Genomic DNA, 25,596 nt, shown 5'->3' on the forward strand with positions numbered 1-25,596 from the left:
TCCCCATGAAAAAACCGGAAGACAAGCTGTCTTTTATGCAGACCCTTCTCATGGTAAGCGGAACAATGATCGGAGCCGGTGTGTTAACACTGCCGCGTTCCGCCGCTTCAGCCGACAGTCCGAGCGGATGGATCATTATTCTTGTGCAGAGTGTCGTTTTTATCGGCATCGTCCTGCTCTTTATGCCGTTTTTGCAGAAGAACAGCGGAGAAACCATTTATGAGCTGAATCAAAGGATTATGGGCCGCGCCGTCGGTTCGCTGCTGAATTTGTTCATCAGCTGTTATTTTGTCGTCACCGTCTGTTTCCAAGCCCGTTTTCTCGGTGAAGTCATCAACTACTTTTTACTGAAAAATACGCCGATGGGTGTCGTCATATTCATCTTTCTGGCAGTCGGCATTTACCATGTGACGGGCGGGATCTATCCCATTTCAAAGCTCTATGCCTATCTTTTTCCGATTACGATCATCATTCTGCTTACGCTGCTCATATTCAGCCTGAGACTGTTTAATCTGGATTTCGTCCGTCCTGTCATGGAAGGGGGCTACAAAAGCTTTTTTGAGCTGTTTCCGCGGACCCTTCTTTATTTTTCGGGACTTGAAGTGATTCTTTTTCTGGTGCCGTTTATGAAAAATCCGAAGCAGGCGAAAAAGGCGGCTGTCTTCGGCATCGGAAGTGCGGGCTTATTTTACAGCTTTACGCTGCTTGTCGTAATCGGCTGTATGTCGGTCGCTGAAGCAAAAACGGTGACGTATCCGACAATTTCCCTTATTCATGCCTTAGAAATCCAGGGAATTTTCATTGAACGGTTTGATATCTTTCTTTTAATTACGTGGACATGCCAGCAGTTTACCTGTATGCTCGGCTCTTTTAAAGGGGCGCATCTCGGATTAAACACCATTTTCGGGCTGAAAAATAAAAACAATGGCTGGCTGCTGGGAGGATTATTAGCGGTGACATTCGGCCTTTCGATGTACCCCGATGATATCAACAGTGTGTTTGCATTCGCGAATATTCTCGGGTATACGTTTTTTGCCGTCATTATGATTCCTTTTCTCACTTGGTTTGTCAGCTGGTTGAAGAAAATAGCCGGGAGGAAACAGACGTCATGACACTTTTCATAAAATGGGCGGCGGCGCTTTTCATATTGATGATGCTTTCAGGATGCTGGGACGCGAAGGAGGTCGAAAAGGTATCTTTCGCCCGGGGGGTGGCCATTGATGTAACGAGTGACCGCCAATATAAATTAACCTATCAAAATCTGCTGCCCCAAAGTGAAAACAGCCAGGCTTCCGGCCGGCCCGTGTTTGTCAATGTGACGACGCGGGGGGATACCATTCTTGAAGCAGTCAGTGAGGTCTCTTTAAAAGATCCGCCCGTTTACAGCGATCATTTAAAAGTCCTGGTCTTCAGCGATAAATTGCTGGCCGATCAAAATATACTGCAGATGATGAATCACTTTATCCGCGATGATGAATTGCGGCGGAGCAGCTATCTCTTCGCCGCAAGAGGAAAAGCGTCCGATATTCTGACAGAGCCGACGCCGAATCAGCAGCAGCCCATGGCCGCGGAAAAGCTGATCGACCTCACGAACAACGGCGGCTACAACGGGAAAATTTTAAAACCGCTCAGAATCGGGAGAGCATCAATTTACTGCCATAATAAAGTCAGCTTTCTCATTCAGGCCGTCAGCAATCAAAAAGGAAAAACGGTGTATGACGGAGCGGCCATAATCAAAAACAAAAAACAAAACAGACTGGCAGGATTTCTGTCATCATACGAAACACAAAGCCTGAATTGGCTGATGGGAACGATACAGGGCGGCGTGCTGCCCGCTATGGATAAAGGAGGACACCCGATTACCTTCGAGATAAAAAAATCAACATCCAAAATCACCCCCCGGCTGAAAAACGGAAAGCTGTCATTTCACGTAGCGGTGAAAACAAAAGGCCTCTTGTCAGAGGATCAATATGCCGGCGAGGATTCATTCAATCAGCATTATTTAAACGGGCTGGAAAAGATTTTCGAAAAAAAACTGAAAAGCGATGTAAAAGAAGTCATCGATAAGCTGCAGAATCAATATGAAACGGACCCTGTATTCTTTTCTGACAGAGTCCGCGTTCAATATCCCGACTATTGGAAGAAAGTGAAGAATCATTGGGATGAGACCTTTTCTGAAGCCGCTTTTGACTATGATGTTTCCATTCAGATTGTCAACTTCGGAACGATGGGACGATAGGCTTCAGTGTGTTTTTTCGACACGGAGGAGGATTTGATAAATCCGGCTTTGTTCGGGCAGCTGTGTCACCGGAAATTGCATCGCCTGCGCCATGCGTGTGATTTCCTGTAAAAACAGCTGCACCCGCTCATCAACGTGAACATACGTATAGGACTGTTTTTTTACGTCAAATGTCTCTTCCGGAAAGAGCGTGCGCACCGTCTGCGGCGTAAAAAAACGCAAGTGGGTGCGGTCAAGAATACCGGCGTCTCTGTATGTCCAGTCACCGAGCAGAAGCGGGAACAGCGCTTCGGCGTGAGAAATATTCGGAATGCTGCATACGATTGATCCGGCAGGCGATAAATAAGACGAATACGTTTCAATGACACGCCAAGGGTCTTTTAAGTGCTCAAGGATGTCCGCAAAAATGATGCAATCAAAAAAGCCTTCCGGATAAGGCAGCTTCACTTCTTCGACATCTTCTTGCAAAACCGCTTCATAGTGCCCTTTTGCCGCTTGCGCCGCCAGCGGGTGCAGTTCTATTCCGTACAGTTCACAGGGCTGTCTGTTTTGAAGTTCCAGTCCCGTAGCCCCCGCGCCGCAGCCGACATCAAGTATCCGTTTCGCATCCCGGGGAACGAGCTCAGCAATTTCCGGTCTCGGATGGGTAAAGTACGTAAAATCAGTGCCCCATTTTTCCGTAAACCGCCGGCGGTTCTCCAAATATAATTGATTGATATTGATATCCTGATTAGCCGTAAACGTCGCGTGTCCGTGATGATGCACAAAGGCATCGCGGGCGATGTAGAGGCTGTAGCCTTTTTGCAGGGCGCGCAGACATAGGTCATCATCTTCAAAAGAACCGTATCCGAATTGTTCATCGAACGGGCCGAGGTCTTCCATGACGCTTTTTTTCACCAGAAGGCAGAAGCCGACAAGGCGGAGCACCCGCTTCGTGTTATGCTTTTCCCTTTCACAATAAGCTTCGGCGAACGACTCCAGCTCATCCAGCGATTGATACGCGTCATGGATCATCTGATCACCGCTGACATAGTTGCTGACGGGCCCGACCATACCGGTTTTTTCAGATTGATACAGCACCCTCAGCATGGCGCTGAGCCAATTTTTGGTGACCATCGTATCGTTGTTCAGAAACAGCAGATTGTCCCCCGCCGCCGCTTCGATTCCTTGGTTGCAGCCCTTGGCGAAACCGAGATTTTTTTCATTTAGAATAACTTTGACGTCAGGAAGGCTTGATATGTAGTCTCTTGTTCCGTCTGATGAACCGTTATCAACTATAATCAGTTCTATCTCTTCTTTGTCGGTGTATTGATTAATGCTGGCCAGACATTTTTTCGTCAGTTCCAGCTCATTATATGTAAGGATAATAATGCTCGTTTTCACCGGCATCCCCGCCTTTATCGTGACTTTATACTAACGTATGACATATTCCTGTCATTTATGTGACCGGGCGCGGCACGCATAAGTTTTAAGGGGCCGGTGTATCACCGCCCCCTCTCATACCAGACTATTAAGGATGAACTGTCTGCTGTTTTGACTCTGATTCCGAGCCGCCGTTACGGCTTCGCAGGTCTTGTTCAATTTCTTCAAGGCTTTTCCCCTTTGTCTCGGTCACTTTAAACCGGACGAACAGGAATGCCAGTATCCCGATCACGGCATATATGAGAAATAAATAGCTGATCCCGACGGCCTCCATTAACATCGGAAAGGTTAATGAGACAAGCAATGTTCCGGCATGCAGCACCAGAGTCGAGACACCCGTCCCGATACCGCGGACATGCAGCGGGAATAATTCCGGAAGCATAACCCACACGACAGGTCCCCAGCTAACTGCAAACACGATGATAAACAGGCCTAAACAAATAACCGTTGTCCATGATGCGGCTGCTGAATCTCCGAAGAAAAGATTGACCGCGGCCAATACGAGCAGACTGATGACCATGCCCGCATTTCCGGCCAGCAGCAGCGGCTTCCGCCCGATTTTATCAATGACTTTGATAGCCGCAAGCGTCATAATAACATTGACGGCACCGATTCCGACGGTTCCCAATATAGACGCAGAATTGCCGAACCCGACACTGGTAAATGTTTTCGGAGCATAATAGATAATTGTATTTGTCCCGATGAATTGCTGTAAAAAGGCAAGTCCGAGGCCGGCAATCAGCGCGGGTCTCACCCACGGCTCAAACAATTCTTTCAAGCCGCCTTCGTTTTCCTTTTCCGCCTCTTTCATCTGATCAATCTCGTCATCAATATTCTTCGTTCCCCGCAATGACGAAAGAATTTCTCTTGCTTTATCTTCTTTGCCGATCGTAAACAGCCAGCGCGGGCTTTCGGGCATGAATAAGATTCCGATCAGCAGAATGACTGACGGCACAACCGCAAGACCAAGCATCCAGCGCCAAGCGCCTGAATCGGCAAATATATAATTCACGATATACGAAATGAGGATTCCGACCGTAATCATCAGCTGATTCAGCGAAGAAAGCGCGCCCCGTTTATGCTTCGGAGCCAGCTCCGATAAGTAAAGCGGAACGATCGTTGTAGATGTTCCGACAGCCAGTCCGAGAATGATCCGGAAAAGAACCATCACCTGTGTATTCGGTGCAAATGCGACACCTAATCCGCCTATACAAAACAGCAGCGCCGCCCCCATGATGGCTTTCCGCCTGCCGAACCGGTCAGTCAGCTTGCCGGCGAATCCCGATCCGAGAATCGCCCCCGCCAATAACGAACTGACGACAAGGCCTTCTGTGAAGGCGTTCAGTCCCAGTTCTTTTTTCATAAATAAAATAGCCCCGGAAATGACCCCGGTATCATATCCGTATAAAGCACCGCCGAGGGCGCCGAAAAAATAGAGCCATTTATTCGAGTGTATGCTTTTCATGTTATATTGACTCCCCTCTTCCTGCGCTGTATCCGCGCGGAATTGTTCTACTGCTTCTTTTGCCTGTTTCCGATTGTTTCAAACCTTCGTATCGTTAATATCCATTATTTTACTGATTATTTTTTACAAAGCGACGAAACATTTCCCGGTTCCTGCCGTCCAATATAATGTGAACCTGATGCAAAAATAACAGTAGATGTTGTCGAAATAGAGAGAAAGATTTAGAATTTTCTCATTTGCAGAGTTGCTCCAAGTCAACAATTATGGTACGCTTCACAAAGAATAGAAACGAGAGGTAATGATATGGAAGAACGATCTCAACGCAGAAAAAAGAAAAAACGCCTCAGAAAATGGGTGAAATTTGTACTGGTTTTCGCCGCTTTCTTATTGGTGATCGCCGGTTCCGTCGGCACCTACGCATTTGTGAAACTGAATAATGCAACTAAAGAAGCGCACGTCAGCCTTGACCGCGGCGACCAGTCCGTGAAACGGATCAAAGAGTTTGATCCGAAGAAGGATTCTTTCACCGTATTGCTTTTAGGAATAGACGCCCGTGACAATAAGGGCGAATCAGTAGATGACGCAAGAAGTGACGCCAACGTGCTCGTCACCTTCAACCGGAAAAAGAAAACAGCGACAATGCTCAGCATCCCGCGGGATTCTTATGTCAATATCCCAGGACACGGCTATGACAAATTCGCGCACGCACATGCTTACGGCGGTTATAATTTAACTTATAAAACAGTAGAAAACATGCTTGATATTCCGGTAGATTATGTGGTTGAGAGCAACTTTAACGCGTTCCGGGATGTCGTCAATGAATTGAACGGCATTACGGTAAATGTAAAAAGCCAGAAAATTGCCGATCGAATTAAAGTCGATACAAAAGGAAAAGTCGTGCTGAAGCCGGGCGTTCAGACGCTTGACGGGGAGCAGGCATTGGCTTATGTAAGAACACGCAAAGCGGACACCGATCTGATGCGAGGACAAAGACAGATGGAAGTGCTGAGCGCCATTATTAACAAATCTAAATCGTTAAGCTCGATCCCTTCTTATGACGATATCGTCGACAGCTTAGGGAAAAACTTAAAAATGAACTTATCTCTTAATGACGCCATCGGCCTGTTTCCGTTTATCACCTCGCTGAAAAAAGTGGATTCTTTGCAGCTGACAGGTTCAGACAGCTATATTTACACTCCTCAGTACGGCAAAAATATTTATTACTTCAAGCTGAATGAGGAGAAGCTTCAAGAAGTGAAAGCGACATTAAAAAAGGATTTAGACGAGTAAGATGTCACGGCGGGGTTTCAGCAAACCCCGCCGTTTTTCTGTTGAAAAAAAGGACATGAAGGTATAGCCTTTTAACTGACGGCTTTCTGTGCTGATTTCACAAAAAGCTGAACATACTACATGAAGCAGCTTTATTTTTAAGGAGGGCATCCATACATATGAAATTGATAGCCATTGACTTAGACGGCACATTACTGAACTCGGAAAGTGTGATTTCTCCGGAAAACAGAGCGGCTTTACAAAGAGCGGATGAATCGGGCATTCTTGTGGCCATCTGTACGGGCAGAGCCACTTTTGATGTTAAGGCGCTCTTAAAAGATTTGGATATTCCGATCATTGCGGCAAACGGCGGGACAGTTCACGACAAAGGATACCGCCTCATCAGCCGGTTCTTAATGGATCAGCAGGCCGGTAAGGATATCGCCGCTTATTTAACGGGAAACGATATTTACTTCGAGGTTTATACGGATGATCATCTCTTGTCTCCGTTTGACGGCGAGTCCAAACTGCAGGCGGAACTGGACATTCTGAAAAGCGCCAATCCTGAGGAAGATATTCAGACATTGTGGGAGGGCGCAAAGACGCAGTTCAAACAATTCGGCATTAAACCCGTGCAGGATATACAGGCGATTTTTAACGGAGACGAACATATTTACAAGCTCCTTTGTTTCTCTTTTGATATGGAAAAACTGAAAAACGCCAAAGAAGAAATTACACATCACCCGAAATTATCCCAGACTTCTTCCGGAAAACACATTATCGAAATCCTCCCTGCCGGTTCCGGAAAGGGACGGGCTCTGAAGGAGCTTGCTTCGCTGTACGGAATAGAAAAACAGGATATTTACGCCATCGGCGACAGCCCGAATGATTTCTCCATGTTTGAAGCGGCCGGAAACCGCATCGCCATGGGCAATGCGATTGATGAACTGAAAGAAAAAAGCACATATATTACAAAAAGCAATGATGAAAACGGTGTTGCCTATTTCATCAACCGGCTTCTCGACAATGAACAATAAAAAATCTGTCCGGCAAAAGCCAGGTCTTCCACGACCTGGCTTTTCATGTTTCTAAAAAAGGAATTCCTAAAAATGAAAATAAATTGTAAAATAAAGAAAAAAAGGAGTTTCATGATGTCGAATGCAATCGCTATTATTGGATTTTTAGCTTTTCTCTTCGCACTTGGATACTTTGAATATTCCATCTCATATGCAAAGCAGTAAAAAAAGAAAAACGTTTTTCAAAAAAGCTGTTTTGGCCCCCTTCTCATCGGCGGGTTTATCCTGTTGCTGATCGGAGGCTCTTCGGCAGAGCCGGACACATCGGCCGTGAAAGCCGAGGAGAAATACAGCACCCTTATACGGCTTATCAAAAATTGACGAAGGAACATCAGGCGCTTGAGAAAAAATATGAAAGCATCAGCGCCGCGGCCGAAAAGGAAAAATCCGAAGCCGAAGCAGGAAATGAAGAAAAACTCAGTAAAGAAATAAAAGAGCTGAAAAAAACAAACAAATCACTCAAACAAGACAATGAGAAATTAAAAGATTCACAAAAGAAACTCGAAAAGACCGCTGAAACGCTTCAGTCAGAAAATAAAACATTAAAGCGGCAAAAGGAAGAAACAAAAACAGCCGGAAACGCTGAATCGGCGCAAAACACCGCCTCTTCCTCCGGCGGGCATGCCGAAACGAAGGCAGCCGACACCTCACAGGGATGCAACATTAAAGGCAGCCGAAACGGCATTTATCACACGCCAGGAAGTACATACTACGATCGGACGACAGACCCCTCAACTGAGATTACAAAACTATTCTATAGGTTTGTTTCTGAAGAAAGTGTTCATACGTATTCGATTGATGAACCTTTTTTAGATGCAGGAAAGGAAGATTCTGAAGAAATGGCCGCAGCAATTTAAAAAAAGCAGTATGTGGAGAGAATTTGGTTTGATGTGCACAGTAGTGATTGGCGACAATATGTTACTTAATAAACTGGCCCTTGACATAGAAAGCAAGAAAACAAAAAGCGGCATTGCCCGTTGGAGATATGAAGATGTAACAAATAAGCTCTGGAAGGTTCATTCTTTGTCTAAAATGTGGGGAATAGGCGGGAGGATGGAAGAGAATTTAAATCGATTGGGGATATCAACTGTAGGCCAGTTAGCTAAGTTCCCATATCTTTATTATCAGAAGTTGATTTATTAATGAAAATCCTGTCTCTTTTATTCAAGTTCATTTTTAAATTGAGACAGGATTGAAAAATAAGATTGATTACGATCTAATTACTTATATACATAGCAAGTACCATCTATAACGGTTACACAATCAAATGTGTCATGAATAGAATCACCGTTACTATCCCTCCAGAAAACTGTTACTTTATTGTTACCATTCCATTGAAATTGATAAGCATCTTTGTATTTGTTTCGAATTGGTATTAAATCTTCAGGCTTAACCACCGCATTTACTGCTGGTGATCCAGATACTAGTATAGCGCCAACAAGTGCTGTAGCTCCTACTATCTTTTTGAGTTTACTTTTTAACATTTTTATTGCCCCCTTTTGATTTGTTGCCTGCTGCTTACTCGCTTAGCAGGTAATCTGATTTTACTACCTTGCAATGGGGAAATTTGTCATATTTTGTAGAAGGTTAGGTTGTTGTCGAAAAAAATACAAATTTTTGGACATTTCTTCACTGTGCTCATAAAACTCTAGGAGCGCTTCTGATAGCAATCCCTCTATGCAAACGTACTGACATAAAAAAACCGGCGCGCTGGCCGGTCTTTTTGTTCCATATAACATATACGTCTCTTGGTTGCTTCAATAAACGGAGAAAGCACCAGAACCCTTATTAAGCCTCGAATTTTCTACTGTTTGAACCTAAATTTCTAAAGAGTAAAGAAGAAAATAGAGCTAGTACAAAATAAACAACTACAAATCCACCCCAGAAATTATTGCTTGATCAAATGGTAAGCCAAACATTCTAAAAATTATTCTGTGAACCACTTCGGCAATAATGACCAGGATGCTTGCTAATAAAGCAAAAGTGATGTGTTTCAATTTAAACCCTCTCCTTATGAAAGATTAATAACTCTATCCGAACCATTGGCGAGTTATGCTCGTCTAGGTAGTCGATATGCATTCGCACTGTGCATGCCTTTTGAAGAATTTGAAAAGATAAACATGAGGTTGAGTAAGCACCTATAACAGATGAATCAACGTTATCTGTAAAGTGGAAATGTTCTGTTCTGTAGAGGAAGCGGAAGCGGCGGGATTCAGAGCGCCCAAACGGTAAAAGAAAAAGACGTCAGAGATACTCTCTGACGTCTTTTTTTACGGAAGCCGGATGCTGCCCGCATACTTGTCCTTCCAATAAGCGCTCGTATTCATATTTGTTATGGTCACGCCTGCGGACAGAGTGACATGAATAACTTGTCCGTTCCCGATATAAATGGCCGGGTTTAGGCTTTCCGCTTTAAAAAAGACCAGATCGCCGGGCTTCAAATCCTGTTTACTGACCGGAGCGCCCGCCTGCATCTGCTTCTCCGCGTAACGCGGCAGGCTGATTCCTTTTGCTTTTTGATAGACGTATTGAACAAATCCCGCCGTATCAAAGCCGGTTTCCGGTGAAGCGCCGCCTTTCAGATAAGAAATTCCGATATAATCAGCCGCTGTTGACACAACGGGATTTTCTTTTGAAATGGCCAGATTGCTGAATCGGCGCACCCCTGTAAAATGTTTTTTCCAATAATCTTCCGACAAGTAGGAAATGGTGACTTTTGCTGAGCGGCTCGCTTGGATGAATCTTCCCTCTCCCGCATAAATGCCCGCATGGGAAATTCCTTTTTTATACGTATCACTGAAATAAATCACGTCCCCGGGCTTTATGCTGCTCAGTTTTATTTTCTCACCGACCAGCCACTGCTGTTCCGCAGATCTCGGCAGATAAATGTGAAGCTTGTTTTCAAAAACATATTGGACAAGCCCTGAACAGTCGAATCCCTCTTCAGGTGTGCCTCCGCCGAATACATACGGAATGTCGAGATAACGGGCGGCCTCCTGAACGATCGGATTATCAGCCAGCTCCGGATCTTTTGTAATCCGCTTTGCGCCAAGATATAAATTCATCCAATAATTGCTTTTTTGAAAGCTTGTGACGGTTACGCCTGCTGACGGAGAACTGTGTATCATCTCTCCATTTCCGATATAAAGGCCGTCTTGGACGGGCGCTGTTTGTAATGAATCCGACTTTTTGAAAAAAACAATATCCCCTGGTAAAAGCTCATTTTCTTTGACGGCAGCTCCGACTTTCCATTGATCACTGACCGTTCTCGGCAGATGGATGTTCTGCCTGCTGAAAAGATACTGCATCAATCCGGACGGATCAAAACCTTCCTTAGGCTCTTCGCCTCCGTAAACATATTTATTTCCGACAAGTTTTTGCGCGTCTGAAACCATCAGGGCAGAAACTTGAGAATCCGCTTCAGCAATTTCCGTTCTCGTTACTGCAGGTGCCACAAGACAAATCATAAGGCCGGCAAGGATGTACTTCCTCCAGCTTGTGAGCATGTTTTCTGTTCACTCTCCTTATTTTTACTAGTTTTTACATCGGTAACTTTAAGTAAATGTTTAGGAGAGCATAAAAAAAGAATGCCCGATACGGGCATTCTTTACTGGATTCGGTACAAAAAATATGCCGGCAAGCGGAATCATGCGCTTATTTCGCGCCCGCTGTGTCCTCCTGCTGAATTTTTTGCATTTCTGTGTCAATTTTTTGTTTTTCCTGATCTGTGAGCTGATCATTGAATTTAAAAGCTGACATAAACATAAATACCATAATGATTGCGACAAACGGCCATCCTGCTTTAATGATTTTCATTTGTTTTTCACTCCGCTTTCTTTTTTAAGATATCGCTGTGGTCCACATCAAACGTTAATTTTCCGTCCTTGACGCTCCACTTGAAATTCGATTCTTTCGTCAGTTCACGTATGATTGTTTTATGATTGATGCTGCCTTTTTTAACCGGCGCAGGCGTCGCTTCGTGAATGTTCATCGGCGTGACTTCAAAGCGGCCCGTGCCGTTTTTCTGCAGGTGATATTGAACAAGCGCTGTGTCTCTCGTTCTTGTCCATCCCTGGTCAAATACGAAGTTGCCCAGGCTGTAGAAAATAACAGTGCCGTGGTACATTTCGATCGGTTCAAGCACGTGCGGATGGTGTCCGACGATAATATCCGCTCCGGCATCTGACATTGCTCTTGCCAATTGGCGCTGTCTGTCATTCGGATCATTATCGTATTCCTGTCCCCAATGTGTTTGAACAATGACGAGGTCTGCATTCTTTTTGGCTTTAGAGATCATCGGAATAAACAGCTCAGGATCGGCCGGAAGCACACCCGGCGCATTTCGTTTAGCTGCAAAGCCTTTTCCGGAAACATCGGTGAATCCTAACGTTGCGATTTTGACTCCGTTTACATCTTGATATGAAATGTTTTCCTCGGCTTCTTTAAGCGTAAGGCCTGCACCGACAAGTTCAAGGTTCTGCTTTGAAAATTCTTCAACTGTATCCCGCATTCCTTGAGGGCCGTAATCCATCGCATGGTTGTTGGCTGCCGTCAGAACGGTGAAATTCATGTCCTTCAATACTTTTACGGCATCTTTGTTTGACTGAAGGTGGATATTTTTTTCTGCTTCTTTGTAGTTCTTTTTATATGTAACCGGGTTTTCAAAGTTCCCCGACACATAGTCGGATGCTTCGAAGAATGGCTTTGCGTAGCGGAAAACGCTTTCCGTTCCGTTATGCTTTGTCACTTTCTCCACATTCCGGCCCATCATAATATCTCCGACGAATGAGGCTGACACAAGGTCATCGGCATTTCTTTTCACACTCGGCGTCTCCGCCTTCCCTGTCAGGATGCAGACGAACATCAGGCAAAAGACGATCGGCAGTGCGATAAAAACGTGAAGATTGGTCTTCTTTTTCTGCTGTTTGGTCAGCTTCAGCAGTTTTTCTTGAAAGGTTAATTGTTTTTTCATCGTTTGACACACCTTACATTAGATTAAGTAGTAAGCAAACATAATGGCAAAAGTTGCGCCGCTTAAGAACAGCGTGCTGGCAAATGTAATCGTTAATCCCTGTTTCTGAATGGTGTTGGCGATCAGACCCGGTACAATGATACCGATTCCGCGGAATTCTGATATCTCAAACGGTACGATCGGGTAAAGAAAATCAAGTGCGATTTTTAAGCAGATTCCCGTAATCAGCATTGCTGCGAATTTTCTGCGTCCGTACAAAATCATAAATTTAGATAAACCGTATTTGACGATGACGTATGTAAGAAGACTCACTAACAGCACGAGTAAAATAAAGACAGGCTGGTTAAAAACGAGTCCTAAATAACCCGGTACAACTAAACCGGCAGGTACGATACCTGTTTTTTCCGCAAAAATTAAACTGATTAACACGCCTAAAATAAGTGAGATATATAAATCTGATCCGAACATTTATCCTATTCCTCCTAGCTAACGAGCTGTTTCACCTTGTACTCTTGGATTTTTTCAATTAATGGTTCCGCTGAACCGTGGATATTGCCGACCCCATATATGACACGGTTTTGCATTCTTGTTTTCAGCACGTCCATGATTTCGTCTGTTGATTTATATTCCAGATCGTGCAGTGTATCAGCAGGAATCTTGCCTTCTTCATAAGCTCTGACGATCGGTTCTGTTGTCTCGCCAATGAGAATGAGTTCCTTCGTTTTAATGTACGGAAGCACGTCGTTGGCAAACTGAATCGTTCTGTCCACGCGGTCGGCGCGGCAGTTCATGATAACAATCGGTTCATCTGTCGGGTAGCCGATTTCCTTTACACGTTTCCATATATTTAAAGTAGAAGATGCATCATTTGCGGCAAAGCCGTTTACGAAATGACCGGGCTCCTTCGTGCTGAGCAGCGGCAGAATTCTCATGGCGCCAGGATCAGGCGGCGCATTCAGCATTCCTTTAAACGCTGTTTCTTCATCTATACCGAGAGCTTGGGCAACGCCGAGCGCAAGGGAAGCGTTATCAGGAAAGACCATATATTCGAATTTCCGCAGGTATTCATCAGTAATTTTAGAGTTATCCGCAATAATGACTTCGGTATTCCGCTCTGCGGCTTTTTCTTTAAAGAAATCTGTGTATTCACTGTCTGTAATCACAAGATGGCCGTTATATGGAATCGTCGCGGTAAATGCTTCAGCAATTTCATCAAGCGTCGGCCCCATAACGTCCATATGGTCTTCAAGCACATTCACGATGACGCCGATGTTGGCTTGAAGCAGTTCTTCCTGAAAGATAATCTGATAATCCGGGTTTACCGCCATACATTCACTGACAATGGCATTGGCGCCCCGTTCTACGGTTTCCTTCATTACCTCTTTTTGCTCGCCGATATTCGGGCCCTGCGGTTTCCGTTTGATCGGTTTCTCCTCAGGTGTATCCCAATAGATCATCCTTGCATCTGTTCCCGTCGTTTTTCCGACTGTTTTGTAGCCCGCCTCCATCAGTATTCCGGTCGTCAGCCTCGTTACGGTTGACTTGCCGCGGATACCATTAATATTGACGCGTACTGGCAGAGCATCGATATTCTTCTGATGCCGCCTTTTTTCAATGATTCCGATGATTAGTACGGCAGCACAGGCTATAATGAGTAACCACATTGATTTTTGACATCTCCTTCTGTATTGATAAATTCATTCATCAGTATATAGCTTCACTATGAATTCTCAATCGGCATTATGTAACATAATCTCCCCGCCTGCACTGAGCCAAACTTCTCTATTAGCGGCGCTATTCTTCCTATTATCGAATTGCTTTTTTTGGGAATAAGCAGGACTTCGAACTCACTTAAATTTTTTATAAGAAAAATGAATGCGTTTACATTTTCCTACGGATATTCGTTTGGACTAAATGGACTATTTGCGTTCCGGAAGAAAAAGATGCAATCATAATCCATCTTTACACAGCCCGTTATATCAACATTTTCCGCACTGCGCATACGATTCGGGACTCTCCGTCCGCTGGATGCAAACTGCCTTTTTTGTTAAGGATAAGGTCTTAAAGTCATTCATTTCTCCCCATATCCTGCTGACAGTCCTATTCCAAAATAACTATCGGAATGACTTGCTCATGACAGAAACAGACGGGTCCGGAGTGTTTACAGGAAATACACAATTTATATGCGGAAAGTCTATTTGCTTTCGTTCCATTTACAGGCCATTTATCACTCTTTTGAAATAATTTTAATAAATCTTTATATTCGTTCAAGAAATGTTCATCCATAATTGTGAACTTCTTGGTAAAACATCAAGCATCATCAATAAATTCCTCTATTTTATAAAATGCATAAAAAAGGAATAGCCGCTGAAAACTACAGATAACGCGGAAAGGAGGCGGTCTGATGTCTGCGGATATACAAAACAAACGGCTTCCCGGTGATTTTGAATCGGCTGTACGAAAAATGCAGGAACTGATGTGTGTTTGCGGTGATTTTAAAATACGAAGGATCAAACTGCAGGATCGTCATACCGCTTTTTTTTATATTGAACAAATGATAGAAGAACAGAAGCTGAATGAGTTTCTGTTAAGCGACAACTTGCAGAACGGCTCACTTGAGGAAGCGATGGATGCTGTCAGCAGTGCGGAAACGGATGAGATCAGAAAAATTATCGACGGGATTTTGGCCGGCCAGGTTGTTTTTCTCAGCGATGCGTCAAGTAAGGCGAAGCTGTTCTCTGTCGGGCAGAATCCGCTGCGTTCCATTATGGAACCAGAATCTGAAAGCATCGTCCGCGGGGCCCATGACGGGTTTGTGGAAAGTTTGGAAACGAACATTCATCAGCTGCGGTTTCACATACAGGACCGCCACCTCTCCGTTCATTATATGGATATCGGAGAACGAGCCAAATCAAAGGTCGCAGTCATTTTTGTTGAGAATATCGCCAATCAGGAGATTGTGGAGGAAGTGAAGCGGCGCCTGTCGTACCTGCGTATAGACAGTGTGCTTGCGCCCGGAATTATCGAAGAGTCGATAGAAGATAATTCGTTTTCCATATTTCCGCAGATCGTTCATACGGAACGGCCGGATAAAGCAAAAGCAAGCGTGATGGAAGGCTGTGTCCTCATCATGATGGATGGGAGCCCGTCAGCCTTAATTGCGCCGATCACGTTCTTTTCATTTTTTCAATCGCCGGATGACTACAGCACAAGGTGGATTTCCGCCAGTTTTTTGAGGGTGCTGAGATTTTTCGCCTTTATGATCGCGATTACGCTGCCCGCTTTTTATATTGCGCTGATTGCGTTTCATTTTGAAGTCATTCCCAACGATCTGATTATCACCATGAAAAATTCGATTGTTGATATTCCCTTCCCTCCGCTGATAGAAGCCATGATTATGGAGATTACGATCGAACTGATCCGCGAAGCCGGTATCAGGCTCCCGAAACCGATCAGTCAGACGATCGGCATTGTCGGCGGTCTCGTGATCGGTGACGCAGTTGTTCAGGCGGGACTCATTTCTAATATGATGATTATCGTCGTAGCCGTTACGGCTGTTTCCTCTTTTGTGCTTCCTTCATATGAAATGAGCACGTCCATTCGAACGCTCAGATTTCCGCTTATGTTTCTGGCATCATCGTTCGGTTTTATTGGTATCGGGCTCGGCTTCGGGCTTATCCTGATGAATCTGTGCAAGCTTGAATCACTCGGGATTCCTTATCTATCATCTCTGACGCCGTTTCATTTCAGTGACTTAAAGGATGCGTTTATCCGGCTTCCGGCTTGGTTCATTAAAAGAAGGCCGTTTTATTTGAGGCCGCAAGATTCAAAGCAGATTAAACATGTTCGGGGGTGGAGAAAAGATGAAGACTAAAAAAATCAGCCGGCTTCAAGCAGTGTTTTTCATTAATCAGACGCAGATCAGCATCGGCATTTTGGCGCTGCCCCATTTGCTGATGATGAAATCGGGAAGCAGCGGGTGGATTTCCATTCTGCTCACCGGGCTGCTTGTCCAGCTTACATTCAGTCTGTATATGATATTATTTCACCGGTTTCCGAAGATGAATCTGTACGAAATGCTGGAGGAGGTGTTCGGAACATTCGCCGGCAAAGGGCTGCAAGTGCTGTATATTTTATATTTCACGTTTCTCTGCACGCTCATTCTTTCTGTATTTACACGGATCTTGGATATCTGGGTGCTCCCTCTGACTCCGAATTGGGTGATCTGCTTAATGCTGATACTCGGTTCTGTCTATATCGCCCAAGCCCCGCTGAATGCTATCGCCAGGTTCAGCTTTATCTTAACGCCTTTTTTGCTGCTGATCTCTCTGCCGCTTTTATACACGCTGGGAAAAGCTGATGTGACAAACATTATGCCGATTTTTCACGGAACCGCAAAAGACATGCTGACCGGGGTGCAGCAGACACTGGTCAGCATTACCGGATTTCAGGCGGCGCTTGTAATCGGGCCCCTTATCAACTGCACCGTCAGCCAGCGCTACAAAATAATGACGATTTCAAACGTCTGTATTATCCTTTACTATCTGTACATCACCCTTACTTGCTTTGTCACAATCAGCCCCGAAGAAATAAAGATTATCCCGGAGCCTGTACTGTATTTGTTAAAAACCGTTTCATTCAGAATTATCGAACGGACGGATCTGATCTTTTTGACGTTTTGGTTCGTGACCGTCTTTTCAACATTGGCCAACGTGTTTTACTTGGCAAGCACCGGAATGGCCAAGCTGTTCAACAAAAAAGACCACAGCCGGTTTGTTTATCTGCTGGCCTTTCTCGTCTTTCTTCCATCTATTTGGGCCATAAGCACGGATAAAACGATACAGCAGCTGGATCAGGTTTTCCGTCTTTCCGACATTGTTTTTGTGTATTTGTTTCCGGCGTTTATGACATTGATTGTCCTTGTATGCAAAAAGGGTGTCCGCCATGCGCATTAAAAAAGCGTTTCTTATCAGTCTCATGTGTGCAAGCCTTACGCTTGCGGGCTGCTGGGACCAAAATTTATTTAAAGATATTTCTCTCGTGCTGACCGCAAGCCTCGACGTGGATCAAGACGGTAAAAATAAAATCGGCATCACCTATCGGAAGGTTCAGTCCTCCCAGGCGGAACAGGAAACAGGCGGCTCCTTCGTTACGACGGTGCTCAGCGCTTCAGGGCACACCATCCGTGAAGCACGGTTCCAATTGGATAAGCTTGTTGATCAGCGTATTGACACGTCCAAGCAAAGAGTCTTATTAATCGGTGAGAAAATGGCGGAAAAACCGCTTTTTCCATACCTCGATGTATTTTACAGGGATCCAAAAAGTCCGCTCCTCGCTCATCCGGCGGTTGTAAAGGACGGCGAGGCGATTGAAGTACTGAAGCTGATCGTCCGGCAGAAATTGATCGTCAGCAAGTATTTAACGAATTTATTAACAAGCGCTTATACGGAATCAAATATCAGCATGGAAAATTTGCAATCCATCCGTTCAAGCATGCTGACGGCTAATGAGGATTTCGCCCTTCCTTATTTATCGATTAACGGACAGACCATAAAGGTAGAGGGTTCAGCCCTGTTCAGCGGTCAGCGGAAAGTGACTGAGGTGCTCGGTCAGGATTCGACCCTTCTGACTCTTTTAAGCGGGCAATTTAATAAATCGGCTAATATTAATCTGAAACTGTGGGACAAATACAAAATGGATATTGAAAATTACATTTCTCTCGGCATCACGGATACCTCGCGAAAGATTGTATTTCTAAATACAGATCCTCAGCATTTGAAAGTGAAAATTCGTTTAAACCTGAATGCACGTGTCTTGGAGTATCCGAAGGACAAACTGAGTTCTTATACGGCTATCGCCCAAATTAACAAACAAGCCTCAGCCAATCTGAATGAACAGGCCAGATCGGTGATCAGCCATATTCAGGAGCATAACTCGGATATTTTCGGCATCGGCCGGAGATACCAAACCCATTATTATGAGCGGGGCAAGCATCTCAATTGGCGTGAAATCTACCCTTCCATAGAGATTGTTCCTGATATCAAAGTGAATATCTCTCAAATCGGTATCGTGAATTAAAGGAGGCCCCGGCCTCTTTTTTTATTGCCAATCGAATTTATTCGTGGTACCCTTTCTATGTAAACGGTTACATAAATGAAGGAGGAGTGTTTGTTGGCAACGATTAAAGATGTCGCAGGCGCTGCCGGCGTCTCTGTTGCCACGGTCTCGCGTGTCCTCAATGACAATGGCTACGTGCATGAAGATACAAGAACAAAGGTCATGCTGGCCATGGAGAAGCTGAATTATTATCCGAATGAAGTTGCCCGTTCTCTTAATAAAAGAGAATCCAGACTGGTCGGGCTTTTGCTTCCGGATATTACGAATCCCTTTTTCCCGCAGCTTGCCCGCGGCGCTGAAGACGAATTGCAGCGGGAAGGATACCGGCTGATCATCGGCAACAGCGATGAAGAATTGGAAAAAGAACTCGATTACCTGCAAACATTTAAACAAAATCAAGTTGCCGGTATTTTGGCAGCCACCAATTATCCCGACCTTCCCGAATACAGCGGCAGCCTTTACCCGGTCGTATTTCTGGACCGGACAAAAGAAGGCGCCCCATCCGTATTCAGTGACGGGCGGGCAGGCGGAAAACGAGCGGCTGAGGAAATGCTCCGCGGCCAAAGCACAAGCATCACGCTTGTCAAAGGGCCCGGCCACCTTCAAACCGCTCAGGAACGTTTTAACGGCGCACTTGATGTGCTGCAAAAAGCCGGCGCGCAGTTCAATGTCATCTCCGCCGCTTCATTTTCCATCAAGGATGCCGCCATTTTAGCAGAAGAATTGTTTGCCGCATACCCGGAAACCGACGGCGTCATCGCCAGCAATGATATTGCGGCGGCTGCCGTACTCCATGAGGCGCTGCGGCTCGGTAAAAAAGTTCCGGAGGAGATTCAGATTATCGGGTATGACGATATTCCGCAGAGCGGGCTTTTATTCCCGCCCCTTTCAACCATTCGCCAGCCTGCATATGAGATGGGAAAACGAGCGGCAAACCTGCTGCTGCAATTGATAAAGAAAGAACCGCCGAAAGAGACGGCCATACAAATGCCCGTGACATACATGAAAAGACAAACGACGAGAAAGGATGATCACCGTGAGTGAAATTTGTGTTATCGGAAGCTGTTCTATGGATCTTGTCGTCACATCTGAACGACGTCCGAAAGCTGGAGAAACCGTACTGGGCGCAGACTTTCAAACCGTGCCCGGAGGAAAAGGCGCCAATCAGGCCGTAGCAGCTTCCCGCCTGGGCGCAAACGTATATATGGTAGGAAAAGTAGGCAGTGACAGCTACGGAAAAGCAATTATTGAAAATCTCCAGGCAAACGGTGTCAATACGGACTATATGGAAACGATTACACATAAAAAAAGCGGAACGGCTCATATTGTGCTCGCAGAAGGAGATAACAGCATCGTCGTCGTAAAAGGCGCAAACGATGACATCTCCCCCGCTTATGCCAAAACAGCGCTCGCGAAACTTCCCGGCATTGATATTGTTCTGATCCAGCAGGAGATCCCTGAAGAAACCGTTGAAGAAGTGTGCAGCTACTGCCGTGCGCATCAAATTCCGGTTATCCTGAATCCGGCGCCGGCCCGCCCGCTGAAACAATCAACCATTGAGAATGCCGCTTATCTTACGCCGAACGAACATGAAGCATCCATTTTATTTCCTGATCGGACGAAAGAAGAAGCGCTCGCCGGCTATCCCGGCAAATTGTTTATTACCGAAGGAAAACAAGGCGTGCGGTACTCAGACGGCATCGCGGAACGGCTCGTTCCCGCCTTCCCTGTTGAAGCGGTCGACACGACGGGAGCCGGCGATACCTTTAATGCGGCATTTGCCGTCGCACTCGCGGAAGGACAGGACATCGAACAAGCGCTGCTGTTTGCCAACCTCGCCGCCTCCCTGTCCGTGCAGCACTTCGGCGCCCAAGGCGGCATGCCTGCCAGAAAAGAAGTCGAGGAGCTGCTGTCATGAAGAAACACGGAATGTTAAACAGCCACATTGCCAAAGTATTAGCCGATCTCGGGCATACAGACCTCATCGCGATCGCTGATGCGGGTCTCCCCGTCCCTGATGGTGTCCCTAAAATTGATTTGTCCTTAACGGCGGGCGTTCCCGCCTTTCGGGACGTTACCAAACTGGCCGCCGGAGAAATGGCAGTCGAAAAGGTGATTGCCGCCTCTGAAATCAAAGACGCAAATCCTGAGAATGCAAGATTTATAGAAAGCCATTTCTCAGAGCAGACGATCGAATACATGCCCCATGAAGAATTCAAACGGCTCACACGGAAAGCAAAAGCCGTCATCCGAACGGGTGAAATGACGCCATACGCCAACTGCATCCTGCAGGCGGGTGTGATTTTTTAGAAAGAAGGGATCCAGCATGCACATCGGCATGACAGACATTCATAAAGCCTTCGGGAAAAACCAAGTGCTCTCCGGCGTATCATTTGAGCTTCTACCGGGAGAAATCCACGCTTTAATGGGAGAAAACGGAGCGGGCAAATCGACTTTAATGAATCTGCTCACCGGGCTGCACCGGCTTGACAAAGGAAATATTACGATAAACGGAACAAATATGAGCTTCTCCAATCCAAAAGAAGCCGAAAAACACGGAATCGCCTTTATCCATCAGGAGCTGAATATATGGCCGGACATGACGGTGCTTGAAAACCTCTTTATCGGTAAAGAGCTGACGACGGCATTCGGCGTTTTGGAAACGAAGAAAATGAAAGCGCTAGCAAAATCACAGCTTGAAAAACTGGGTGTCTCGCTGCCTCTTGATCGGGAAGCCGGACAATGTTCCGTCGGACAGCAGCAGATGATTGAGATTGCCAAAGCGCTGATGACAAACGCCGAAGTCATTATTATGGACGAACCGACCGCGGCGCTGACCGAACGGGAAATCAGCAAGCTGTTTGAAGTAATGACGGCGTTAAAACAGGACGGCGTATCGATCGTCTATATATCGCACAGAATGGAAGAAATTTTTTCGATTTGTGACCGGATCACCATTATGCGGGACGGCCTTACTGTCGATACGGTGCATATTAAAGACACCAATTTTGATGAAGTGGTCAAAAAAATGGTCGGGCGGGAGCTGACCGATCGATATCCGACACGCACACCGTCACTCGGCGATAAGGTGCTCGAAGTGAAAAACGCCTCAAAAAAAGGAAGCTTTTCACAGGTCAGTTTCCATGTGCGCGCCGGAGAAATCCTCGGCGTTTCCGGCTTAATGGGTGCCGGACGGACAGAAATCATGAGGGCGCTGTTCGGCATTGACCGGCTCGATTCCGGAGAGATCCGGATTTCCGGCCGAAAAACCGACATTCGGAATCCATATGATGCCATCCGCAAGGGACTGGGTCTGATTACAGAAAACCGCAAAGATGAAGGGCTGCTGCTGGATACGTCCATTCGTGAAAACATCTCATTGCCGAACCTGACCAGTTTCTCTCCGAAAGGCATCATTGACCGAAAACGCGAGGCGGAGTTCGTTGAGCTGCTCATCAAAAGGCTGACGATTAAAACCGCTTCTCCGGAAATCGCGGCGCGGCATTTATCAGGCGGAAATCAGCAAAAAGTCGTCATCGCCAAGTGGATCGGTATCGGTCCAAAAGTTCTCATCCTCGATGAACCGACAAGGGGCGTCGATGTAGGCGCGAAACGGGAAATCTATTCATTAATGAATGAACTGACCGATCGCGGAGTCGCCATCATCATGGTTTCTTCCGAGCTGCCGGAAATTCTCGGCATGAGTGACAGAATCATCGTCGTCCATGAAGGCCGTATCAATGGAGAAATCAATGCGGCCGGCGCAACACAAGAACACATCATGACACTTGCCACGGGAGGGCAGCAGAATGAAAACTGAACCAATGACACCAACTGAACAAAAGCGTTTTTCCATTCATACCTTCACGCAAAAACTCGGTCCGTTTCTCGGCTTACTGATTCTTGTGTTGATCGTTTCTGTTTTAAACCCGAGTTTTCTTGAACCGCTCAATATTCTCAACCTTCTTCGGCAGGTTGCGATTAACGCACTGATCGCTTTCGGAATGACATTTGTCATTTTAACGGGCGGCATTGATCTCTCTGTCGGAGCCATCCTCGCCTTATCAAGCGCATTAGTCGCCGGTATGATGGTATCAGGCATTGACCCGATCTTAGCCGTCATCCTCGGCTGCGCGATCGGCGCCGTACTCGGTATGATCAACGGTTTCTTAATAACAAAAGGAAAAATGGCGCCGTTCATCGCCACTTTAGCGACAATGACCGTCTTTCGAGGACTGACTCTCGTCTATACGGACGGAAATCCGATTACGGGACTCGGTACAAACTACGCTTTTCAATTATTCGGGCGCGGGTATTTTCTCGGCATCCCCGTCCCCGCCATTACGATGCTGATTGCATTTGCGGCCCTATGGATTCTTCTCCACAAAACACCGTTCGGCCGCCGGACATACGCCATCGGCGGCAATGAGAAAGCGGCGCTGATATCGGGAATCAAAGTGCCCCGTATCAAGATCATGATCTATTCTCTGACAGGTTTATTATCGGCGCTTGCGGGAGCGATTCTGACATCACGCCTAAATTCCGCACAGCCGACGGCCGGGGAATCATACGAGCTGGACGCCATCGCAGCGGTCGTTCTCGGCGGAACGAGTTTGTCCGGCGGACGGGGGCGCATCATCGGAACGCTGATCGGGGTTTTGATTATCGGAACGCTGAACAACGGCTTGAACCTTCTCGGCGTATCATCTTTTTATCAGCTCGTCGTCAAAGGAATCGTCATTTTAATCGCGGTGCTGCTGGACCGCAAAAAATCGGCATAGTAGGAGGATCATTATGAAGAAAGCCATCATCGCGATTGCGGCATTATCACTGTTTTTGCTGTCCGCCTGTTCACTTGAGCCGCCCCAATGGGCAAAGCCGTCAAACGCAAAACATAAAAAAGAATTTACAATCGGACTGTCCGTCTCCACTTTGAATAACCCATTCTTCGTTTCATTAAAAGAAGGAGTTGTAAAGGAAGCCAAAAAACGGGGCATGAAGGTCATTATTGTCGATGCTCAAAATGATTCATCAAAACAGTCGAATGACGTAGAAGATCTGATCCAGCAGGGCGTCGATGCACTGCTGATCAATCCGACCGATTCATCAGCGATTTCAACCGCCGTCGAATCGGCAAATTCCCTCGGCATTCCTGTCATTGCGCTTGATCGTTCAGCCGAACACGGCAAAGTCGAAACGCTTGTCGCCTCTGACAATATCAAAGGAGGAGAAATGGCGGCCGACTACCTCGCCGACTACCTCGGAAAAGGCGCCAAGGTAGCTGAATTGCAAGGGGTTCCGGGCGCCTCGGCGACCCGGGAACGCGGAACGGGATTTCATCATATTGCCGACAAAAAGCTGGATGTCGTAACGAAACAAGCGGCGGATTTTGACCGCACAAAAGGATTAACCGTCATGGAAAACCTGCTCCAGGGCCATCCTGACATCAAAGCCGTGTTCGCCCATAATGATGAAATGGCGCTCGGTGCGCTCGAAGCGATCAACAGCTCAGGCAAACACATTCTGGTCGTCGGTTTTGACGGAAATAAGGATGCGATTTCTTCCATTAAAAACGGGAAGCTGACAGCCACGGTCGCCCAGCAGCCGGAACTGATCGGAAAACTGGCGGCAGAAGCGGCGGAACAGGTGCTAAAAGGAGAAAAAATCAAAAAAACCATTTCCGCTCCATTGAAACTTCAAACGCAAAAGTAACCGTCCGATGTTTATACTTCCGGAAAAACGTGAAAAGAAGAAGTAAAAGGAGAGATAGAGATGAAGAAAACAGCCAAAGCGGCATCAATCCTGACTCTTGCAGCGGGAATAACAGCGGCTTCCGCTGCCGGAATAACGCCTCTTCCCGAGACACACGCGCAAGAAGCGGTCAAGATTGACGATCTGTACAGCTATCCGCTTGACTCTTATCTCGTTTCCGCGGAAGCATTGAACGTCAGAACAAAAGCATCAGCAGCCAGTCCGAAAGCTGATATCCTTCATTTAGGCGACAGCTTAAAGGTTGTTTCATTCCCGAGCGCTGACTGGGCAAAAGTTCATTATAAAAACGGAAAAACAGGATTTGTATCTACTCATTATATTGTCAAAGAAGCAACAACCGTAAAAACTACGGCAAAAACAAAAGTATTTACAGAAAAACAAGCGGTCAAAGCTTCCCTTGCTAAAAACACGAGCGTTTCTTTCTTAGGCTGGAAAAAAACAGCCCGCGGCGGGATTGATTTCGGCTGGGCGCTTGTTGATTACGGCGGCGCAACGGGATATATCAGCACAAAAGATCTGCAAAAACTGACATAATATCAAAACGGATTTCGCAAATTCAGCGCGAAATCCGTTTTTTTCTTTCTGACAGTCAAAAATGTCGGGGATTCGAAATATTTCTCAGGAAATATTGTCGGATGAAAGCGAAGCGGCGGCTCATTTTAAAATGATTTCTTTATGTAAGCAGCCAGACGTTTAGCATTGTCATGAATATCCGCCGCATCCGCCCCATTTACACCGTACAGCGCGAAAGCCGGCAAATAGGTCATACCTGTAAAATTAGCCATTGCCTGAAACGGCCTTAACAGCTCGCTCAATGTAAAGTGATTGGAACCGCCTGCCTGATATGCATCCTCTCCGGCACCTACGGAAACAGCCAGCATCAATTCTTTGCCGTGCAGCGCCTTTCCTTTGGAGCCGTAAGCCCATCCGTACGACAGCACATGATCCATCCATGTTTTTAAGAGCGGAGGCGCACTGTACCAATACAGCGGAAATTGAAATACGATCCGGTCATACTGTTCACACAGCTGACGCTCCTTTTCCGCATCGATTTGCCCGTCCGGATATTCTTTATAAAGCTCACGGACCGTGAGTTCATCATGTTTTTTTAATTCTTCTGTCCATGCCTTATTGACCGCTGAGTTCTCCATGTCAGGGTGAACCGCTAATACCAATACTTTCACAGCTACCACACCTTTCCCTTTTGACTGTATTTTACCTAATCATTGCCGGTTCAGCCAAATAAAAAGAAAGCCCCGAAGAA

Annotated in this window: 25 protein-coding genes and 2 pseudogenes; 17 read left to right on the forward strand and 10 right to left on the reverse strand. The window is 46.1% G+C overall.

The genetic code is table 11. From position 1 onward, the window contains the following. The first annotated feature begins 5 nt into the window (after positions 1-5). Both QRX25_RS17335 and QRX25_RS17340 read left to right on the forward strand, forming a co-directional pair. Positions 6-1,112: a GerAB/ArcD/ProY family transporter gene (locus QRX25_RS17335; RefSeq protein WP_065982474.1), complete on the forward strand. Its 1,107-nt coding sequence runs from the start codon at positions 6-8 to the stop codon at positions 1,110-1,112. Continuing rightward, on the forward strand, positions 1,109-2,239 hold the full coding sequence (locus QRX25_RS17340; RefSeq protein WP_212099532.1) for a Ger(x)C family spore germination protein: 1,131 nt from the start codon (positions 1,109-1,111) through the stop codon (positions 2,237-2,239). Before QRX25_RS17335 ends, QRX25_RS17340 begins: the two co-directional genes overlap by 4 nt. Before the next feature lie 3 nt (positions 2,240-2,242). Here the strand turns inward: QRX25_RS17340 and QRX25_RS17345 are convergent, their stop codons facing one another. Both QRX25_RS17345 and QRX25_RS17350 read right to left on the reverse strand, forming a co-directional pair. Next, the gene (locus tag QRX25_RS17345) at positions 2,243-3,628 is read right to left on the reverse strand and encodes a glycosyltransferase (protein WP_212099535.1); all 1,386 of its coding nucleotides are present in this window, start codon (positions 3,626-3,628) and stop codon (positions 2,243-2,245) included. 121 nt (positions 3,629-3,749) lie between these two features. Continuing rightward, positions 3,750-5,126, reverse strand: a complete 1,377-nt coding sequence (locus QRX25_RS17350; protein ID WP_212099538.1) for a sugar porter family MFS transporter — start codon at positions 5,124-5,126, stop codon at positions 3,750-3,752. 303 nt (positions 5,127-5,429) lie between these two features. Here QRX25_RS17350 and QRX25_RS17355 point away from each other — a divergent pair, with 303 nt between their 5' ends. From QRX25_RS17355 to QRX25_RS17370, 4 genes and pseudogenes are all read left to right on the forward strand, one after another. After that, a complete protein-coding gene (locus QRX25_RS17355) occupies positions 5,430-6,416 on the forward strand; it encodes an LCP family protein (protein WP_115996752.1) in 987 nt (328 codons plus the stop codon). A 158-nt stretch (positions 6,417-6,574) separates the two neighbouring features. Then, on the forward strand, positions 6,575-7,432 hold the full coding sequence (locus QRX25_RS17360) for a Cof-type HAD-IIB family hydrolase (protein WP_065982479.1): 858 nt from the start codon (positions 6,575-6,577) through the stop codon (positions 7,430-7,432). Between the two features lie 114 nt (positions 7,433-7,546). Then, positions 7,547-8,205: pseudogene (locus QRX25_RS17365) on the forward strand (hypothetical protein); the annotation flags it as partial. Further along, a pseudogene (locus QRX25_RS17370) lies at positions 8,203-8,602 on the forward strand (Y-family DNA polymerase); the annotation flags it as partial. The pseudogenes QRX25_RS17365 and QRX25_RS17370, both read left to right, overlap by 3 nt. Before the next feature lie 89 nt (positions 8,603-8,691). Here the strand turns inward: QRX25_RS17370 and QRX25_RS17375 are convergent. Continuing rightward, positions 8,692-8,955, reverse strand: coding sequence for a hypothetical protein (locus QRX25_RS17375; RefSeq protein ID WP_071347492.1), 264 nt, complete (start codon positions 8,953-8,955; stop codon positions 8,692-8,694). 384 nt (positions 8,956-9,339) lie between these two features. After that, positions 9,340-9,468 (reverse strand): bacteriocin-like WGxF protein, encoded by a 129-nt coding sequence (locus QRX25_RS17380; protein ID WP_249199275.1) that lies wholly within the window; start codon positions 9,466-9,468, stop codon positions 9,340-9,342. Positions 9,469-9,646: 178 nt separating this feature from the next. Between QRX25_RS17380 and QRX25_RS19875 the strand changes: the two genes are divergently transcribed. Beyond that, positions 9,647-9,703 carry a sunset domain-containing protein gene (locus tag QRX25_RS19875; RefSeq protein WP_445012586.1) on the forward strand — a complete coding sequence of 19 codons (57 nt, stop codon included), beginning with the start codon at positions 9,647-9,649 and terminating at the stop codon, positions 9,701-9,703. 38 nt (positions 9,704-9,741) lie between these two features. Here QRX25_RS19875 and QRX25_RS17385 read toward each other — a convergent pair whose 3' ends face one another. The 5 genes from QRX25_RS17385 to pgsB form a co-directional block, all read right to left on the reverse strand. Then, a complete protein-coding gene (locus QRX25_RS17385) occupies positions 9,742-10,977 on the reverse strand; it encodes a C40 family peptidase (protein WP_212099541.1) in 1,236 nt (411 codons plus the stop codon). A gap of 148 nt (positions 10,978-11,125) precedes the next feature. Further along, positions 11,126-11,287 carry an extrachromosomal elements maintenance protein EdmS gene (edmS, locus tag QRX25_RS17390; RefSeq protein ID WP_115996747.1) on the reverse strand — a complete coding sequence of 54 codons (162 nt, stop codon included), beginning with the start codon at positions 11,285-11,287 and terminating at the stop codon, positions 11,126-11,128. Positions 11,288-11,294: 7 nt separating this feature from the next. Continuing rightward, a complete protein-coding gene (locus QRX25_RS17395) occupies positions 11,295-12,443 on the reverse strand; it encodes a CapA family protein (RefSeq protein WP_013353823.1) in 1,149 nt (382 codons plus the stop codon). 18 nt (positions 12,444-12,461) lie between these two features. Next, positions 12,462-12,911, reverse strand: coding sequence for a poly-gamma-glutamate biosynthesis protein PgsC (pgsC, locus tag QRX25_RS17400; protein WP_065982482.1), 450 nt, complete (start codon positions 12,909-12,911; stop codon positions 12,462-12,464). A gap of 14 nt (positions 12,912-12,925) precedes the next feature. Further along, positions 12,926-14,107 carry a poly-gamma-glutamate synthase PgsB gene (gene pgsB, locus QRX25_RS17405; RefSeq protein WP_003151337.1) on the reverse strand — a complete coding sequence of 394 codons (1,182 nt, stop codon included), beginning with the start codon at positions 14,105-14,107 and terminating at the stop codon, positions 12,926-12,928. A 740-nt stretch (positions 14,108-14,847) separates the two neighbouring features. Between pgsB and QRX25_RS17410 the strand changes: the two genes are divergently transcribed. The 10 genes from QRX25_RS17410 (at position 14,848) to QRX25_RS17455 (ending at position 24,866) form a co-directional block, all read left to right on the forward strand. Further along, positions 14,848-16,317 (forward strand): spore germination protein, encoded by a 1,470-nt coding sequence (locus QRX25_RS17410; RefSeq protein ID WP_212099544.1) that lies wholly within the window; start codon positions 14,848-14,850, stop codon positions 16,315-16,317. Next, positions 16,307-17,398, forward strand: coding sequence for a GerAB/ArcD/ProY family transporter (locus tag QRX25_RS17415; protein ID WP_212099547.1), 1,092 nt, complete (start codon positions 16,307-16,309; stop codon positions 17,396-17,398). Before QRX25_RS17410 ends, QRX25_RS17415 begins: the two co-directional genes overlap by 11 nt. Next, positions 17,388-18,521: a Ger(x)C family spore germination protein gene (locus QRX25_RS17420; RefSeq protein WP_115996741.1), complete on the forward strand. Its 1,134-nt coding sequence runs from the start codon at positions 17,388-17,390 to the stop codon at positions 18,519-18,521. The genes QRX25_RS17415 and QRX25_RS17420 overlap by 11 nt, the downstream gene beginning before the upstream one ends. A gap of 93 nt (positions 18,522-18,614) precedes the next feature. Continuing rightward, entirely contained in the window at positions 18,615-19,604 is a 990-nt protein-coding gene (locus QRX25_RS17425) for a LacI family DNA-binding transcriptional regulator (RefSeq protein WP_065982486.1), read from the forward strand. Beyond that, the gene (gene rbsK, locus QRX25_RS17430) at positions 19,597-20,478 is read left to right on the forward strand and encodes a ribokinase (RefSeq protein WP_212099551.1); all 882 of its coding nucleotides are present in this window, start codon (positions 19,597-19,599) and stop codon (positions 20,476-20,478) included. Before QRX25_RS17425 ends, rbsK begins: the two co-directional genes overlap by 8 nt. Further along, a complete protein-coding gene (gene rbsD / locus QRX25_RS17435) occupies positions 20,475-20,870 on the forward strand; it encodes a D-ribose pyranase (protein ID WP_065982488.1) in 396 nt (131 codons plus the stop codon). Before rbsK ends, rbsD begins: the two co-directional genes overlap by 4 nt. Before the next feature lie 16 nt (positions 20,871-20,886). Continuing rightward, on the forward strand, positions 20,887-22,380 hold the full coding sequence (locus QRX25_RS17440) for a sugar ABC transporter ATP-binding protein (RefSeq protein WP_212099554.1): 1,494 nt from the start codon (positions 20,887-20,889) through the stop codon (positions 22,378-22,380). Further along, entirely contained in the window at positions 22,370-23,341 is a 972-nt protein-coding gene (gene rbsC / locus QRX25_RS17445) for a ribose ABC transporter permease RbsC (protein WP_013353834.1), read from the forward strand. The genes QRX25_RS17440 and rbsC overlap by 11 nt, the downstream gene beginning before the upstream one ends. Positions 23,342-23,354: 13 nt before the next feature. Next, positions 23,355-24,272, forward strand: coding sequence for a ribose ABC transporter substrate-binding protein RbsB (rbsB, locus tag QRX25_RS17450; protein WP_212099557.1), 918 nt, complete (start codon positions 23,355-23,357; stop codon positions 24,270-24,272). A gap of 60 nt (positions 24,273-24,332) precedes the next feature. Continuing rightward, on the forward strand, positions 24,333-24,866 hold the full coding sequence (locus tag QRX25_RS17455) for an SH3 domain-containing protein (RefSeq protein WP_065982492.1): 534 nt from the start codon (positions 24,333-24,335) through the stop codon (positions 24,864-24,866). 125 nt (positions 24,867-24,991) lie between these two features. Here QRX25_RS17455 and QRX25_RS17460 read toward each other — a convergent pair whose 3' ends face one another. After that, on the reverse strand, positions 24,992-25,516 hold the full coding sequence (locus QRX25_RS17460; protein WP_088613567.1) for an NAD(P)H-dependent oxidoreductase: 525 nt from the start codon (positions 25,514-25,516) through the stop codon (positions 24,992-24,994). Positions 25,517-25,596: the final 80 nt, after the last annotated feature.

The organism is Bacillus sp. L381 (assembly GCF_030284525.1).
GTDB classification, from domain to species: domain Bacteria; phylum Bacillota; class Bacilli; order Bacillales; family Bacillaceae; genus Bacillus; species Bacillus amyloliquefaciens.